The organism is Streptomyces sp. NPDC001933 (assembly GCF_042890955.1).
Lineage (GTDB): Bacteria > Actinomycetota > Actinomycetes > Streptomycetales > Streptomycetaceae > Streptomyces.
This window is the reverse complement of sequence record NZ_JBIASS010000005.1, coordinates 497,014-512,510: the sequence shown is the minus strand read 5'-3', so window position 1 is coordinate 512,510 and position 15,497 is coordinate 497,014. Positions and strand designations below refer to the sequence as shown.

13 protein-coding genes are annotated in these 15,497 nt (G+C 69.5%); 2 read left to right on the top strand and 11 right to left on the bottom strand.

Annotated features, from left to right (window positions below; all coding sequences use genetic code 11):
- Positions 1–32: 32 nt before the first annotated feature.
- Positions 33–4,151, top strand: coding sequence for a hypothetical protein (locus ACFYY7_RS16255; RefSeq protein ID WP_388661979.1), 4,119 nt, complete (start codon positions 33–35; stop codon positions 4,149–4,151).
- Positions 4,152–4,297: 146 nt separating this feature from the next.
- Here the strand turns inward: ACFYY7_RS16255 and ACFYY7_RS16250 are convergent, their stop codons facing one another.
- The 9 genes from ACFYY7_RS16250 to ACFYY7_RS16210 all read right to left on the bottom strand — a co-directional run bounded on the left by ACFYY7_RS16250 (position 4,298) and on the right by ACFYY7_RS16210 (position 12,336).
- Positions 4,298–5,149, bottom strand: a complete 852-nt coding sequence (locus tag ACFYY7_RS16250) for an immunity 49 family protein (protein WP_388661977.1) — start codon at positions 5,147–5,149, stop codon at positions 4,298–4,300.
- A gap of 95 nt (positions 5,150–5,244) precedes the next feature.
- Entirely contained in the window at positions 5,245–6,111 is an 867-nt protein-coding gene (locus ACFYY7_RS16245; RefSeq protein ID WP_388661975.1) for an immunity 49 family protein, read from the bottom strand.
- Entirely contained in the window at positions 6,108–8,993 is a 2,886-nt protein-coding gene (locus tag ACFYY7_RS16240; RefSeq protein ID WP_388661973.1) for a hypothetical protein, read from the bottom strand. The genes ACFYY7_RS16245 and ACFYY7_RS16240 overlap by 4 nt, the downstream gene beginning before the upstream one ends.
- Positions 8,990–9,415, bottom strand: a complete 426-nt coding sequence (locus ACFYY7_RS16235; RefSeq protein WP_358949485.1) for a DUF6507 family protein — start codon at positions 9,413–9,415, stop codon at positions 8,990–8,992. Before ACFYY7_RS16235 ends, ACFYY7_RS16240 begins: the two co-directional genes overlap by 4 nt.
- Positions 9,416–9,738: 323 nt before the next feature.
- Positions 9,739–9,972 (bottom strand): DUF397 domain-containing protein, encoded by a 234-nt coding sequence (locus ACFYY7_RS16230; RefSeq protein WP_388661971.1) that lies wholly within the window; start codon positions 9,970–9,972, stop codon positions 9,739–9,741.
- Positions 9,973–10,063: 91 nt separating this feature from the next.
- Positions 10,064–11,083, bottom strand: a complete 1,020-nt coding sequence (locus ACFYY7_RS16225; protein WP_388661969.1) for a GNAT family N-acetyltransferase — start codon at positions 11,081–11,083, stop codon at positions 10,064–10,066.
- Positions 11,083–11,289: a DUF397 domain-containing protein gene (locus ACFYY7_RS16220; RefSeq protein WP_388661967.1), complete on the bottom strand. Its 207-nt coding sequence runs from the start codon at positions 11,287–11,289 to the stop codon at positions 11,083–11,085. Before ACFYY7_RS16220 ends, ACFYY7_RS16225 begins: the two co-directional genes overlap by 1 nt.
- Positions 11,270–11,473: a DUF397 domain-containing protein gene (locus tag ACFYY7_RS16215; protein ID WP_388661965.1), complete on the bottom strand. Its 204-nt coding sequence runs from the start codon at positions 11,471–11,473 to the stop codon at positions 11,270–11,272. Before ACFYY7_RS16215 ends, ACFYY7_RS16220 begins: the two co-directional genes overlap by 20 nt.
- Before the next feature lie 11 nt (positions 11,474–11,484).
- Positions 11,485–12,336, bottom strand: a complete 852-nt coding sequence (locus ACFYY7_RS16210; protein WP_388661963.1) for a Scr1 family TA system antitoxin-like transcriptional regulator — start codon at positions 12,334–12,336, stop codon at positions 11,485–11,487.
- 213 nt (positions 12,337–12,549) lie between these two features.
- Between ACFYY7_RS16210 and ACFYY7_RS16205 the strand changes: the two genes are divergently transcribed.
- On the top strand, positions 12,550–12,984 hold the full coding sequence (locus ACFYY7_RS16205; RefSeq protein ID WP_388661962.1) for an ATP-binding protein: 435 nt from the start codon (positions 12,550–12,552) through the stop codon (positions 12,982–12,984).
- 104 nt (positions 12,985–13,088) lie between these two features.
- Here the strand turns inward: ACFYY7_RS16205 and ACFYY7_RS16200 are convergent, their stop codons facing one another.
- Together ACFYY7_RS16200 and ACFYY7_RS16195 are read right to left on the bottom strand one after the other, a co-directional pair.
- Entirely contained in the window at positions 13,089–14,351 is a 1,263-nt protein-coding gene (locus tag ACFYY7_RS16200; RefSeq protein ID WP_388661960.1) for a DUF4185 domain-containing protein, read from the bottom strand.
- 88 nt (positions 14,352–14,439) lie between these two features.
- The gene (locus ACFYY7_RS16195) at positions 14,440–15,429 is read right to left on the bottom strand and encodes an alpha/beta hydrolase (protein ID WP_388661958.1); all 990 of its coding nucleotides are present in this window, start codon (positions 15,427–15,429) and stop codon (positions 14,440–14,442) included.
- Positions 15,430–15,497: the final 68 nt, after the last annotated feature.

The window sequence follows — 15,497 nt, the reverse complement described above, 5'->3', positions numbered from 1 at the left end:
CGTTGTCAGTACCGCCTGCCAGACTCGTACACATGACCAGCAGCACCGGAACTCCCGTCCCGCTCCCGGCCAATCACCGCATCTCCGAGACGTACGCCGACTGGGCGCGCGCCCGGGTTCCCGGTGCCGAGGCCGGTGCCCGTGAAGTGCTGGAGCGGGCGGACAGCGGCCGGCACCGGGCCTGGGAGAAGCCCGGACGGTTCATGGACGAGACGGAGCGCCTGGCGCGGGGCCTGCCGGCCGCCCATCTGCCCTGGTTCTGGGACACCATCGGGCACTGGATGCTGGATACGCACCGCCGGTCCGCCGCGCGTGCGTACGGGAACGCGCGCACCGCGGAGCGCACCCACGGGCTGCCCGTCGACCCGGACTGGCGGCTGGCGAACCTTCAGTTGTTCGCCCGCTTCGGCGCGCTTCCCGCCACCGAACTCAGCGGCGCCCCGGCCTGGCTGGCCGAGGTGTTCGAGCCGGGCGACGCGCACCGCGAGTTCATGCGGCTGCTGACCACCTGGGCGGCGTCACCGGGCGAGCTGCCCGCCGATCTGGCCCGCCGGGTCCGGGATTCCGTGCGCGCGGCGGGGCTCGGAGCCGACGAGGAGGCGCGGGTGCTGGGCGAGGTGCTCGCGTCCGCTGCCGGCAAGGCCGTGCCGGACCGGCTGCTCGACGCGGCGCTCGGCCCGCTCTCCGCCCACCCGCCGGCCGACGACCGGGCCGCCGCCCTGCTCGATCTGTTCCCCGAGTCGAAGAACGACGCGGCCGCCTGGCTGCGGCTGCTCATCGGCTGCGGCGCCGCCGACGCCGCCGCGGCCGGCCGGATCACCCCGGAGGGCGGCCTCGGCGAGTGGCTGCGGCGGTACGCCACCCGGTACTCCCACCGGACCGTCGCCGGTGGCGGGGTGACCCGCCAGGCCATGCCCGTCGAACTCTTCGATCTGGTGGCCCGGTTCGCGCCGCTGCTGAAGCAGGACGGCACCCCGGTCCGGCTCCACGAGGACCGCTACCGGTGGCCGCACCTGGACGCCGACCTGCTCGACGTCTGCCTCGCCGAGGGCATCCCCGTCCACGACCCGGGCCCCACGATTTCCCTGGAGTTCTGGGACGAGGACGCGAGGCGCGATCTCAGGGCCCTCGCCGCCGACCCCGTGTTCGGCTCCCGGCTCGAAGGCACGGTGCACGCCGGGCTCCGGTCCCGGGGAGGCACCGCCATCAGCCGGCTCCCGCACAATCCGGGCATCGCGGCCGAGGTGCACGGCCGGGTCGAGAAGCTGCTCGACAGCCTGCGCGGCGGCGGGCTCGCCGCGGCCGACGAAGCCGTGGACGAGCTGCACGGCCTCCTCGACCGGCCCACCGCCATCGCCCTTGACGGCATCGAGGAGGCCCTCGACGCGCTGGACCTCACCGGCCCGCTGGCCCGCGCCCTGCGCGCCGGGCTGCCCGAGGAGCTGGGCTGGACCGCCCTGGAGGAGGCCCTCGCCCAATTCCGGCCGGACGAGACGGTGCACGTCACCTCCACCTGGCCGGTGCTCACGCTGTACGGGGAGACCCGCGCGTTCGCCGTCGACCACGCGGGCCGGCGCGGCGAGCACACCCTTGAGCTGCCGGAAGGCGCCCACCACCCCACGGTGCACTGGGTCGGCGGCCAGTTCCTCGTCGCCTGGACCGGCTCGGGCGACGAGCACGGCATCTGCACGGCGTACTGGTCGGGCAGCCCCGCCGACACGTTCGTACCGGAAGACTCCTACGGGCTGCGCCCCTACGGCGGCAGCATCCGGGGCGGCCTCGGCTACCAGTTCCAGACCCCGGACGGCGGCGGCCGGTTCGACGGCGAGAAGATCCTGCGGCCCGGCGACACCACGGGAGCCGGCCACCACGACTACCAGATGTACGACGGCCGGCACTTCTGGAGCACCGAGGTGTTCAGCGAGGACCGCCGCGGCGGATGGCTCCGGACGGACCCCGCCACCGGCGCGCCCGCCACCGACCACACCCTGCCCGGCTTCCACACCCCCGACTCGCTCCCGGACGGCACCAGGCCCTTCCCCGACCATCGCATCCTCGCCGAACTGCCGCCCGGCGCCCCGCAGTCCCCCCTCGGCCAGGACGGCCGGCTCACCGGCTGCCGGGTCAACTACCGCACGCCGTACGCCGGTCCCTCGCCCCGCGAGTTCGAGCTGGAGTCCATCGACGGCCGCACCGCGTCCTACCGCACCGCCACCTGGGGCCGCCGCCCGTGGGGCATCCTCGGCCTCCCGGCCGGCGGTGAGGACGCCGTCGTGGTCGGCAGCACCACCGTCCGCTGCCACGCCGCCGAGGACAACTCGCTGCTCTGGCAGGTCCGGGGCTTCCCCGGCAGCCACCGCACCGGGCGGATCCGGCCCACCCTCGGCGAGCAGGCCGGTCCCGTACCGCCGCCCGCCTTCTGGCACTTCCTCACCCCGCGCGACGAGCCCTCCTCCCGTGCGCTGCGCGCGGTCACCGAGGAGGCCGTCCGCGAACTGCTGTCGCCGTCCGGCTCCGGGGACGCACCGGCCGGGGTGACCGACCCCCGGATCCGGCAGGGCGTGGCCCGCGCCGTGCGGCTCGCCGCCGATGTGCTGCGCCGCCGCCGCGAGCTGTCGCACCGGGTGGCCGTCATGCGCTCCGGACCGGTCGTCGAACTGCCCGATCCGGAGCCCGACACCCGGCTCGTCCCGGCCCTGCACGGCCTGCTGGCCCAGTTCCGGGGGTACGAGGAACGGCCGCCGCAGCCGCAGCCCGCCCTCCTCACCGCGGTCGCCGCCGACGGCCGCTATCTGCGCGGCGAGATCGACGACGAGGTACGGGTGCTGGCCCTGCCCGCCCCTCCGACCGAATGGGCGGTACTGACCGGCCGGATCGACGCCGTGGCCTGGCGGGCCGCTGTCGCCGCCACCCCCGACGAGCACCGGCGGGCACTGACCGCGCTGCTCGGCGTGTGGAGCCGCCAGCCGTTCGCGGAGCCGGGCACCACCTGGCGCACCGGCCGCGCCCCGGAGTCCGGGATCGCCGAACTCCGCTCGTCCGGCGCCCCGGTGGCCTCCGGCCCGGTCCGCAGCGACCTCGTCCCCTTCCTCCAGCCGGCCGCCGACCCGGCGCCCGCCGGTGCCGAGGAGTCCGAGACCCGCACCATCGCGGGCGACGACACCACGAGGCTGCCCCGCCTGCTGGCCCTGCTTGCCGAACGCGGCCCGCTGCCGGTGCCCGAGGAGGCCGTGGACCTGTTCAGGTGGCGTACGGGGGTGCCGCGCGCGATCGCCGCCCTGGTCCTCGACGGCTTCGCCGGCAGCGACGACTACGCGGTCCACCTCAAGCTCTGCCGCGCCAAGCCGTACAAGGCCGACCGGACCCTGGCGCACGCGTACGACGTCGCGCGGATGAACCTCGGCCCGGAGGGCCGGCGTGCCGTGCTTGCCGCCGCGGTCCCCGTCGACCCGGCGGACCTCTGGGAGCCCGGCGGGATGACCGCAGCCGCGGACCGGATGGCCACCGAGTGGTCCGAACGGGTCGCGGTCACCCCGTACGCCGACGACGGCAGCCATGCCGCCGCGCTGGCCAAGGACCACGACCTGCCCGCGCCCTGGGCCACCGCCCTGCTCGCCGGCCGCCTGGCGGAATCCCCGTCCCCACTGGACGCCGACGGGATACGGGCCGCCGTCACCGCCCTCACCTGGGCGTTCACCGAGCGTCCGGTCGGCGACCCGGCCGCAGCGGGCGCCCGCGCCCTCCTCGACCACCTCGCGGACGCCTTCCCCGCCGGCCACCTCACCGCCCTGCGCGCCCTGGCCGACCGCTCGACGGTCACCCCGGTCCCGCCCGGCCAGTACGAGTCCAACCCGCTCTTCGGCGTCCCGGCCCTGGTGGACGAGGTGGCCGCGTCCCTGGGCGTCAGCCGCGACGCGGCGGCCCTCCATCTCCAGCTGCATGCCCTCGACCGCCCGGCCGACCGCACCGTACGCCGCTGGAACGCCTGGACCCTCGACCACCACCGCGCCGTCCGAAAGGAACTCACCGCCGCGAAGGCCCCGCGCCCAGTACCTTTCCCCGCCCCGACGACTCCGTCCGCCGCCGTCCCACCACCCGTGCACGAACGGTTCGCCGGCGTCTGGGCGGACATCGGCTCCTCTCGGCGGTGAGGCCCGCCCGGCGCCGTCACCGTCAACGCCAGATGTCGCCGGGCAACTTGCGTGCGCGCAGCGGGGCGTTGAGGCCGCGCGCCATGTCCTTGGCCGTGTTGTCCGTATGGAACGCGTGGCGGGGAACGGCGGTGGTCATGTGGGCCTTACGTGGGGAATTCGCCGCACCAATTGCGTCCCAGAAGGGTGGCGGGCAGGTACTCGGACTCGACTTCGATGGGGATGCCCGCGTCGTGGGCGAAGCAGGCCATGGCCAGCGGCGCGAGCGCGACGAGGCCCGTGACCAGGTTGGCCCGGTCCTCGTGGGACCAGTACTCCTTGTGCCACTGGAGGGCGGCGGCGAGAGCGCGGTTGAAGCCCACGTGGTCATTGCGGACGATCCGGTGGAACATCTCCATCGGCGGGTAGAGGAGCTTGCCCACCACCTCCTGGTCGGCGCTGGTGTCCGAGTCCGCGCCGCCGATGGCGGCCACCAGTTTTGAGCCGAGGTCGTCGCCGCCGAGCCAGTAGGTCTGGAGAGCGTCGATCCAGGCGTACTCGAACTCCTCGTAGTGTGCACCGTTCTCCCGCAGCAGAGACAGGGGCACTCGGCACAGGGTCGTGATCCTGTCCCGTTCCCGGCACACCACGGCGAGGTAGAAGGCGATGAGCCAGGTGCTCGGACCCACGTACGGCTGCGGGCCGGTGGCCTGGAGGATGCGGTCCTTGTGCGCGATGCGGCACTGGACGTGGCCCTCGGTCGTGGTCGCGGCGGCGAACACGGCGGAGCCGAGCTGCATCGCGTTCACCCAGGCGTTCCAGGTGGGAAAGAGCGATCCTCGCGGGTTCAGCAGGCAGTGTCCTTTGGCCACCATGAGGCAGGTGTCGAGGGCCTCGCCCAGGCCGGTGGAGTCCGTCTCCAGCCCGTCGATCCACCTGTCAGCGCTCTCCTGGAGAACAGAGATGCCCCCTTCCGCGTGCTCCGCGGGGAAGGGGTGGCGGAGAATGATCGAGACCAACGCGTTTCTTCTCCTGTGCTGATTTATGCAGATTGCTTGACCGGGGCGAAGAACTGACCGTGTCTTCCGGTGGTACTACGGCGTCGCCGGGGGTCTCAGGTGGGGAATTCGCCGAGCCAGCTGTGCTGGAGAAGGTGCTTGGGAAGGTAGTCGGATTCGACGCCGATGGGGAATTTTCCGTCGTAGGCGAGACAGGCGATGGCCAGCGGCCCGAGGGCGATGGCGCCCTTGATGTCGGTTGTCCGTTCTTCGGTCAGAGTCCAGTACGCCTGGTGCAGTTTCAGGGCTTCGATGAGGGCGGGGGTGAAGCCTTCGGTGTCCCTGGTGACGAAGTGGTAGAAGAGGTTGATCGGCGGATACAGCTGACCTTGCAGAAGGTCGAGCGGGGCGATTCGTGCGACTGAGGGGTCCGACATCTGGATCGCGGCGGTGAGCTTCTCTACCAGCCCTGGTCGCCGCAGCCAGTAGGTCTGAAGTGTGTCGACCCAGTGATAGATGTACTCGTCGTACGCCCCTTCCGGAGCACGTAGCCGCTCCAGAGGAATCTCGCACAGTTGCGTCATCCGTTGCTGCTCGCGGCAGATGACGGCGAGCCAGAACGCCATCAGCCAGTTGCCCGCGTCGGCGGACGACCGCGGGCCCACGGCTGCCGGGAGGTTACGCAGTTTCCGGTTGATGCGGCATTCGACGGTTCCTTCGTTCATCCCTGTCACGGCGAAGAGTGCCGAGCTCACCTGCATGGCGTTGACCGTGGCCTCCCAGGTCTCCACTGCTGCCGCCCTCGGGTCGACGACGCAATGGGCACGCAGGGACAGGACGGCCGTGCCGAGCACGGAGTCGATCACGTCCGTCGACTCTTCGAGACGGTTGATGCTTCTGAACAGGTAATTGTCCGTTCGCTCCGTGAACCGCTCGGCTTCGGGGCCGCCAGGCATGTCATGTCGGGCAAAGGCTACGGTCACGGAAGGGACTCCTTGCTGATGTCGAATCGCCGGTAATAATAGCCATTGTATATACCCGAATTTTTCGCACCCTTGACGGCAACATACTCTAGCTTGCGATATTTCATTGCATTCTCCAGGGCCTCAACGGTCTCGTACTCGCCTCGCTCCTTCATTCTCTCGATGATGTCAAGGAAGTACTCGCGGCTTCCTTGGGAAACTTGCTTACCGTTGGGCAGGGTCCTTCTTCCGAGGTCGGTCGTCGTACTGCTCTTGGCCTCGATGACTACGACACGGCCATCTTCGTGTGTCCACACTTGATCGAACTGGTCGTTTCCGTTCTTCGGGCCAAGGAGTTCTTCTTTCTGAAACCCCGGATGTTGCTCGGCCATGTAATGGTGCTCTGCTACCGTTTCCCCGAATTCCTCGGTGGCATTTCCCATCCGGGTATGGGATTCTTTGTATGTGCCTTTCGCTTCCCCCCAGAGTCCGGCCGTTTCATGCGTTCCATGAATTTTGTGGGCCTTGGCCGCATCTGCCTTCCAGTCTGTTACCAGGTTGTCCCACTGGATGGCGAAGTGGCGCTTCTGCGCGGACTCTTCCAGGATCCTTGATCTGATCTTGCTTGTGACTGTGTCCGCATTTACGGAAATATATCCGTCATCCAGGTAGTGAGGGGCGGGAGGAGGAGGAACATCCTTGGCGCGGATCCATGGGCTATTTTCCGACAGGCGAGTGAGCTGAGGTGGAGCGAACCCGCTCAGGTCGCGCCTCTCCACCCTTACGCGGGTTCCGTCTTTCCTGTAGTAACGATCGAAGTACCCAGGCTCTTCGTTGGCCCGGTAGACCTGGATTTCCTCGATCTGCTCCAGCGTGAGCGGACGACGCGAACTGTAGGGGTTGGCGCCGTCGTGCATGAAGTTGGGGCGTGGCACGGGCTGGCGTTGCGGTGGGATCGCGCCGTCGCCGATGTGGGGGGCGCCGCTGTGGCTACCGGTGCCTGGAGGGCCGGCGTAGCCGGAGCCGGTGGGCAGATCGCTGCCGATGGCGGGGCCAGTGCCCGGCGTCCGGGTGTGGTGGGCAGGCCCGTTGCCGCCCGTGGGCGCTTCGCGGCCTCTGCTTGTGCCTTCGTTGTGCCCGCCGGAGGGGCCATCGAGTCCGCTCGCCCTGTGGCCATCGCCTTGGTCACCTGCAGCACCCCTGCCAGGGCCGTTGCCGTGGCCGGCCTCGGCGGACGGCTCGTGGCTGCCCGAGGGACCGTAGTCGAGGTCGTCCGCGTGGCCTCCGGAGAAGTGGTCGCCGACGTGTGCCGTGGGGCTGTTGAGGCCATCTTCAACGCGGCCTGCGTCTCCGAGGTTATTGCCGACGCTGCTACCCAACTTGATGGAACTGTCGGCCGTTTGCCCGCCCGCACCGGCGAGAACGGGCTGCCTGCTGGGGGAGCCGACGCGGGGAGCACCCGAACTGGTCGTGGTTGGGCGGTTGTCCGGGGAGCCTTCGCGTTGGATGTCCTCGGCCTTCTGCAGAACATTGCCGTTCTCGTCGAGGAGGTTGTGCTCGTTGTCGAAGTAACGGATTGGTTCGCCGGGGCCAGTGGGCAGCCTGACGGTGCCTTCGGGGAGTGCTACGGCGCCTTCGGGGAGGCGGATGGTGTCGTTGGTGAGGACGGTGGCGCCTTCGGGGACGGTGGCGCCTTCGGGGAGGTGGAAGGTGTTGCCAGGGAGGCGGAGGGTGCCTTCGGGGAGGGTGATGACATGGTCGGGGAGCGGGGGGAGTTCGATGCGTCCCAGGCCCTTGAGGCCGGCCATCACGTCGCCGATGCGGGTCAGCCCGGCGCCCGCGCCCTTGAAGACGTAGGTCATGGGGTCCACGGCGCGGGCGGTCTTGCTGGTGAGGGAGAGGGCCTTGGCTGCCAGGCCGGCTTTGCCCGCGCCTGCTGCTGCGCCGCCGGTGCCGCCGGTGAAGACGGTGGTCAGGACGTTGAAGGTGACCGCTCCGGCGGCGCGGGAGGGGTTGCTGCCCCACTGGTCCCAGGCCACCAGGGCCTTGCCGGTCTCCCTCACCGCCTTGCGGGAGTCCTGTATCCAGGCCGAGTATTTGTCGCCGGGCAGGGTGTGCAGGACGAGCTGGGCGACGGGGGAGAGCCCGGTGGCGAGTTTGGCCAGACCGGTCCAGGCCTCTCCAGCTGCGTCCCCGCCCTCGACACCGACCAGGGTCCCCAGGCCCTTGATCGTGCCCCAGACCCCGTCGACGAGGAAGCCCTTGCCGAAGTCGTAGGCGTGCTCCCACACCTGCCACCAGGGTGTCGACTCCTCGACGGCTTCGCCCCAGGGCAGGCTCTCCGCTTGCTTGAGGGCCTCGGCGTCGTACCCGTAGGTGCCCTGCTTGCCGGAGCCGTCACCGGTTTTCAGGGCCGTACCGCCGACCAGGGCGACGATCTTGGCGTGACAGGCCCGTTCCACCTCCTGGAACGCGGCCCAGACCTCGGCTATCTCATTGCGGCGTTGGTTGTTCTCCTCGACCAGGTCGCCGTCCTCGCGCCACTTGTCGTCCCCGTCCACCTTCACCCGGAAGGCGACGGCATCCCGCTTCAGCTCCTTGAGCTTCTCCACCAAAGGGAACGCGTCGTCCGAGTAGGTGCTCAGCGCACCGGCGATGACGCACAGGTCCGAACTCAGAGACAGCCCGGTCGCCGCGACCGGGGCGGTCGTCGCGAACAACTGCTCCGCCTCGGGCGCCTTGTAGAAGGCACTCAGCCCGCCGAAACTGCGGTGCACGTCACCGGCAGCCGTCACGATCGCGGTGCCATGGCCGGACAGCGCCGTCACTTTCGTGTCGAGCAGCGCCAGATCACCGGTGAAGACCGGTATGCCGACCGGATCGACCGGCCCGGGGCCGCTCACCGCCGGTCCCCGGTGTGGCGCAGGAGATCCAGACGCACGGCCCTGGCCGCGTTCTGGGCGTGCTCGGCGGCCTCCAGATCACCCCGGCAGTACGCGTTCGTGGCGTCCACCGCACCCAGAACCGAGGCCTCGGTGCGCTCGGACATCGACCGGAAGTCCTTTTCGCGCTCCTTCAGATACTCACCCAGCGCCGCGGCCACCGGCCCCATCGCCGTACGCGACAGCGGAGCCTGCCCCGGAGCCACCGGGCCCTGCAAAGGCGTGACCGCCTGCGCACCCGGCACCGCCGTACCCGCCGCCTGCGCAGCCTCCGACACTGTCGCCGTGAGCGCCGTCAGGGCCTTCGCCAGATCACCCGCATGCGTACCGACCACCCTCAACTGGCCCTGCACACCCTGCGGCCTGATATCCCACCCCACCATGGGGAGGCCCCCTCATTGTTGCGTCCTGCTGAATCCGGCCGATGGCCCGCTTCAAGGACGCATGCAGCTGACCTGGGCGGTGCGAACGGTTGTTCGCTTGATCACCCCTATCAACCAGGGCGTCGCTAGCGCAATCAGCAAATCGGCAATTGGCCAACACTGGCTCACTCATGACTTGGTGATGCGTACTGATCGCAGCCTTGCCGGTGTCGGGAGAGGTGTTTGCAGCTATGGATGTGCGCGGAGTCCTCTGCCCGCCCGCGAGCGGTTCGCCCGTGCGTGGGCAGAGGTCGGATCTCCGCTTCGGCGGTGAGGGCCCGGCTCTAACCGGCGGGTTCGGCGAAGTGGTCGAACTCGCCCGCCACGACACCCTTGGTGAAGGCCACCCATTTCGTTCGGGTGGTCGTGACGATGTTGGCGGGGTCGCTGGTCTCGCGGAGGTAGACGAGCTCATTCGGCCCGAAGGCGATCTCGATCCAGGGGCCGGGGCCCTCCGAGCCTTCGGGGGCGGCGCGGACCCAGGTCAGGTCGGTCGGGATGCGGGGGGCGTCAGTCACGGGTGGGGTTCTCCTTGGTGGTGCCTACCAGGTCGGCTACGCGTACGCAGGAGTTGCCCTGGGCGCAGACAGGCAGGTAGGACGACTTCTGCTATTCGTGGGCTGGATGTCCAGCCGCCACCGGTGCTTCCACCAGCAGTCTTCCGGAGACCGGCCGGTATCCCAGTGATCGGTTCAGCGCTGTCACGGGCAGGTTCTCCTGGTTGACGGTCGAGGTGACGGCGCGGACTCCGGGGAAGTGTTCGTGGAGCCGGATGGCTTGTTCAGCCTTGATCCATCGGGCCAGTCCTTGACGGCGGTGTTCGGGGAGGACGGCGGTGTCGTGCTGGTCGGCCACGGGGCCGCCACTCGGTGGGACGGTGGCCACTGTGGCGGCGACGACCTCGCCGGAGGCCGAGTGAACGGCGGCGCTCACCATCAGTTGGTCACCAGCTACGGTCATCGTCGCCTCCCACGCGCGTACCGCAGCGGTGTCCCACGTCCGGGACCGCATCTGGAGCGCGGCGCCCGGGGCATCCAGTACATGGCCCATCACGCGCCCGAAAGAGGTGGTCAGCTGCTCGGGTGCTGATCTGATCCAGTGCTCCAGCCGGTAGGCGGGAGGCCGGCACGCCACCAGTTCCCGGCAGCGTGCCAGCACCCACTCCTGGTCGAGCCGTTGTTCTTGAAGTTCGAGGTTCAGCACAACGCGCAGGCCGGGAACGGTGCGAGCGAAGGACTCCCCGGTGGAACCAGTACCGGCCAGCACCGTGCTTTGCAGCCGGTCCATCCCGGCATCCTCGGCAGCTCGCACGGCTTCGAGGAGCAACACGGAGCCGATGCCGTTGCGGCGGGCCGACGGCGCAACGAACAGGCGGAGGAATCCAGTACCCGGCTGGTGCGGCTGCGGTCGCAGCTGAGCGACCCCGCTGACCGCGTCGCCGGAACCGATGCGAGCGGCCCAGCGCATCGCCGGTGGCTCCTCGGTCAGGAGCCGTTCGGCCAGAGCAGATTGCGAGACCGTGCTTCCGGACGAATCCCTGTAGCCGTCGCTGAACACCGCACACCAGGCCGCGAGGTCGGCTGCGGACGCGTGCCGTGGCAGGAAAGGCTCAACCGTCACCGTGGTCATCACAGCACTCTGCCACGGGTGCGGTCCTCCTTGATGGTGCGTACGAGGGCGGACCAGGCGGCGGGGGTGGTGTGGAGTATCGCTCCCGTGGGGTCGCCGGATTCGGTGAGGTCGACTGTGCCGGGGGTGGGGATGGCTACGTGTATGCAGGACTCACCCTCGCCGCAGTAGGACGACTTCTGCCATTCAAGAGCTGGATGTCTCACGTGTGCGGTCCTCCTTGATGGTTCGTACGAGGGCGGACCAGGCGGTGGGTGTGGTGTGGAGAATCGCTCCGGTGGGGTCGGCGGACTCGGTGAGGTCGACCGTGCCGGGGGTGGGGGCAGCTACGTGTATGCATGCCTCGCCTTGTGCGCAGTAGGACGACTTCTGCCAGACGTACGCAGACATCTCGGCTCCTTTCACAGGTCTCTGGCGACCTTGTGGATGAGTTCTTGGGACTGCCCGGCGTCCAGAGCTGCGGCGTCGAGTCGTGCGAGAAGCAGGCGGTACTGGGCTAGCTGGGCCTCTGCATCGATGAACACAGGTCCGTGTGACTGGTCGAGTTGCGCGGTGTCGAGCGCGGGCACCGGTCCGTGCACGTAGTACACGGACTGCCCTGAGCCCGGGTAGTACGTGGCCTCGAACGGGATTACGCGAATGGTCGCGTGGGGCAGTTCGCTCATCTTGAGCAGGTGCCGGAGTTGGACCCGTGCGATGTCCGGCCCGCCGAACTTCATGCGGAGAGCAGCTTCGTGGATAACGGCTCGGTAGGAGATGGGGCTCGTCCGGTAGAGCACTTCCTGGCGTTTGACGCGGTACGAGACGCGGTGCTCGATCTCCGGCGGCGAAAGCTCGGGAACGGCCTGCCGGTAGATCTCCCTGGCGTGATCAACGGTCTGGAGTAGTCCGGGAATGTGGATGCTATGCGCCGCATGCAGTCCGGTGCCGTGGTGTTCGATCTCGGCCAGGTCGAGCAGCTTGGGCGGCAGAATCTCCCGGTACTCCTCCCACCAGCCGCGCTTGCGGTCGCCTGTCATGGCAACGAGCGCATCGATCAGGGATTGGTCGGTACAGGAGTACGTGTGGGCCGCGACCCGTACGCGGTCGGCGCTCACGCCGAAGCGCGCCACCTCTATGTTGCTGAGCTGCCCCGAGCTCGTGCCGAGAAGGTCGGCTGCTTGCGTCGTGGTCATCCCGGCGCGTTCCCGCAGCTTGCGCAACTCGACACCGAGCCGGATGCGGCGTGCGGTAGGGGCGGCCCTGCCTGCCATCTCGAACCCTTCCTGGAATGAGGCTGAGGCGGTCGGTCACTCACACGAGTGGTTCAGCTCAAGGATTCCGGTCATTGAGTGAAAACAATCCTTGCGGAAATCTAGTCTGTGTCTCAGGCCACCCGCCCGGAAGTACCCCGCTCGACGGAGCGGCCTCGTCACCGGGCAATCCGAAGCGCACCATCCGACTTCCCTCCGTGAACGGAGACTTCCATGGTCAGTGCCACGGTATCCCCGCCCTGGACATACACCCTCCAACTTCCGCAGGATCCCCGCGCCCCAGGCGTCGCCCGTGCCACCCTCCGCAACGTCCTGCGCGTGCACGGCATGCGCGAACTCACCGAGATCGCCGAGCTGTTGGCGAGCGAGCTGGTCACCAACGCGTACCTGTACTCCTCGGGGCCGTACTCGCTCCGGCTGCGCGACGCCGGGCGCAGCCGCGTACGGATGAGTGTGTGGGACAGCGATACGCACATCCCGGCACCGTTCCGGTGGGGTGCCCAGGCGCCGGAGGAACTGGCCGAGCGGGGGCGGGGGTTGTACCTCGTCACGTTGTACGCGGAGTGCTGGGGCGCGTACCCCATGCGGGGCGGGCTGCCGGGGCAGGGCGGGAAGCTGCTCTGGGTGGAATGCGCGGCGAAGGCGTAGCGGGCGGAGGTGGCACATGGCTCGGGGCGCCACCGTGGTGCTCGGTGACGCCCCAATGTGCCTGGCGAACTGGTGTGGCCGTTACGTGTGCGGCTCCCTGCGCGTCAGGGCCGGATGCCGTCGTACTGGAGGACGCGGTACGGCGTCTTGCCGTGGTTCACGGACTGCCACTGCGAGGCGATCAGGGTCAGGGATGTGGCGCTCGCGCTGCCGGGGTGGATGTATCCGCCGTAGAGAAACGGGAGTTGGGGCTTGCCCCAGTGGTGGGGCGGGAGGCCGTCGCCGACGATCTGGGGCTTGGGGGCGGTCCAGGCGGCGTCCGGGCGGGGTGCGGTGCGGGTGCAGATCGAGTAGTCGTCCACGTCGAAGTAGCTCATGCAGTACGTGTTGCCGATCCGCTTGACGGAGAACTCGCCGATCTTGTTCCCGGACAGCATGACCGACGGCCCCACCGCCCTCGTCCACTGCCAACGGCCGTCCAGGAAGGCCCAGTTCTCCTGGGCCCCGAAGTTGCCCGCGCGGAACTCGTCGGGCCAGATGCGGAACAGCTGGATCGCTCCGCCGTCGGCGGTGTTCGCGTGCGTGCCGTTCCAGTGCTTGGAGAAGATGTACAGCCAGCCGTCGGGGTCGATGCCCGCGAACGACCACATCCCGTACATGGACTGGTTGGTCCCCTGGGTGTCGCCGGCCCAGTGGTACGGGTAGTCCTGCCAGGTCACGCCGTAGTCGTCCGAGTACGCGACGCCCGACATCAGCGAACCGTCGTACCCGGCCGGGATGTTCTCCCACAGGGCCACGGACGTGTACTGGATGTAGGTACGGCCCCCGAATTCGATGCAGTCGTTGGGGATGCGGGAGATCTCGAAGCCGTGCCCGTTGTCCGCCCAGTGCGCGTAGTCGAAGCACTGATTGGCGGCGCCCCCGGTCGGCATCGCCCAGGAGAACGAGATCGGGGACGCGCCGGAGGCGTCGAAGTTCGCCTGGTTCAGGATCACCGGGGAACCCAGGTAGGGGTCGGCCTGGGCGATCCCGCCGAACGCGTCGCCGAACACGTAGCCCCAGGTGTTGTCGTGCTCCCGGTAGTACGGGATCGCCAGGTCCCCCGAGCCGAGCCCCTGCGCGCTCGCCGAGTCACCGGGCTGCTCGCACAGCGGGGTGCCGGTCTGGAGCAGCCGGGCGGCCGGGCGCCCGGCCGCCGTCCGGGCGGACCGGTCGTCGGCGGCCGCCACGCCGGGGGCGGCCCCCAGCAGGCCGGCGCCCAGGGCGAAGCCCATGCCTGCCTTGAGCGCCGACCGGCGGGTGGCGGCGGCTCGATGGGCCGGCTGCGAGGGCTGCGAGGGCTGTGGGGGCTGTGAAGGGGTGGGCATGTTCGGCTCTCCGTGTGTCTGAGGGTGGGGAGGGGCGAAGAGTGAGGTACGGGGTTACGGGGAAGCGGGGGTACGGCAGTTGTCCGTGTCAGGCCTTGCGGAGGCGCCCGATGATGCCGTCGAGGTCGCGGAGGAACAGCGGTACGCGGAACTCATGGCTGCCGGGCTCCTCGTGCGCCTCGTACGGGATGCCGGCCCCGTCGAGGAGGCCGCGGAACTCCCGCTGGCCCTGGAGCACGTTGTCCTCGGTGATCTGGCTGAACCAGGGCACGGCCTGGCCACCGGTCCCGGCGACCAGGAAGACCCGCTTGTTGCGGTAGCTCTCGATGCGCTCGACCGGGTTGTCGGCGCTGACCCGGGCCTCGTCCCACAGCGGAGCGCCGTAGACCGTGCCGCCCGCCAGGTCCGCGGCGGCGGAGGACACATTGGCCCAGTGCGTGACCGCGCCGAGATTGCGGCGCAGGCTGGCCGGGCCGGAGTGGGCGCTGACCGAGGCGAAGTGGCCGTAGTACTTCGCGGCGTACTTCAGCGCGCCGAAGCCGCCCATCGAGAACCCGGCGACGGCGCGGCCGTCGTACTCGGCGTACGTACGGAAGTTCGCGTCGATCCACGGGAGCAGCTGGGCGATGTGGAAGGTCTCCCAGTTCCGGGGGCCGGTGTTGGAGCTGACCGGGTTGGAGTACCAGCCGGCGTGGCCGCCGTCGGGCATCACGACGATGATCGGCTTCCCGGCGGTCCAGTCGCGGACGCCCGCGCGGTCGAACTCGATGAAGTCCGAGGTGAGGCCGCCGCCGTGGAAGAGGTAGAGCACCGGGTAGGTGCGGCCGCTGGTGTCGTAGTCGTCGGGGAGCAGGACGTTGACGCCGGGGTTCCAGCCGATCGCGCCGGTCTGGAACCGGTAGTACTTCATGCGCCGGTCGCGCTCGTCGTGGTTCACGATGTGCAGCCCGAAGCCGTCACTGGCCGCGCTCGCCGTCGTGGCCGTGGCCAGAACGCCCCCGGCGCCGAGCGCCAGTGCCGCGGAGAGCCCGCCGGCGGTCTTCAGGACGTTCCGGCGGGTGGGGTGCTGCTCGCTCAACGCGATCTCCTAGTTCTCGGTCGGTTCTCGGTCGGTTCTCGGTCAGTTGGTTCTCGGTCGGCCGTCGG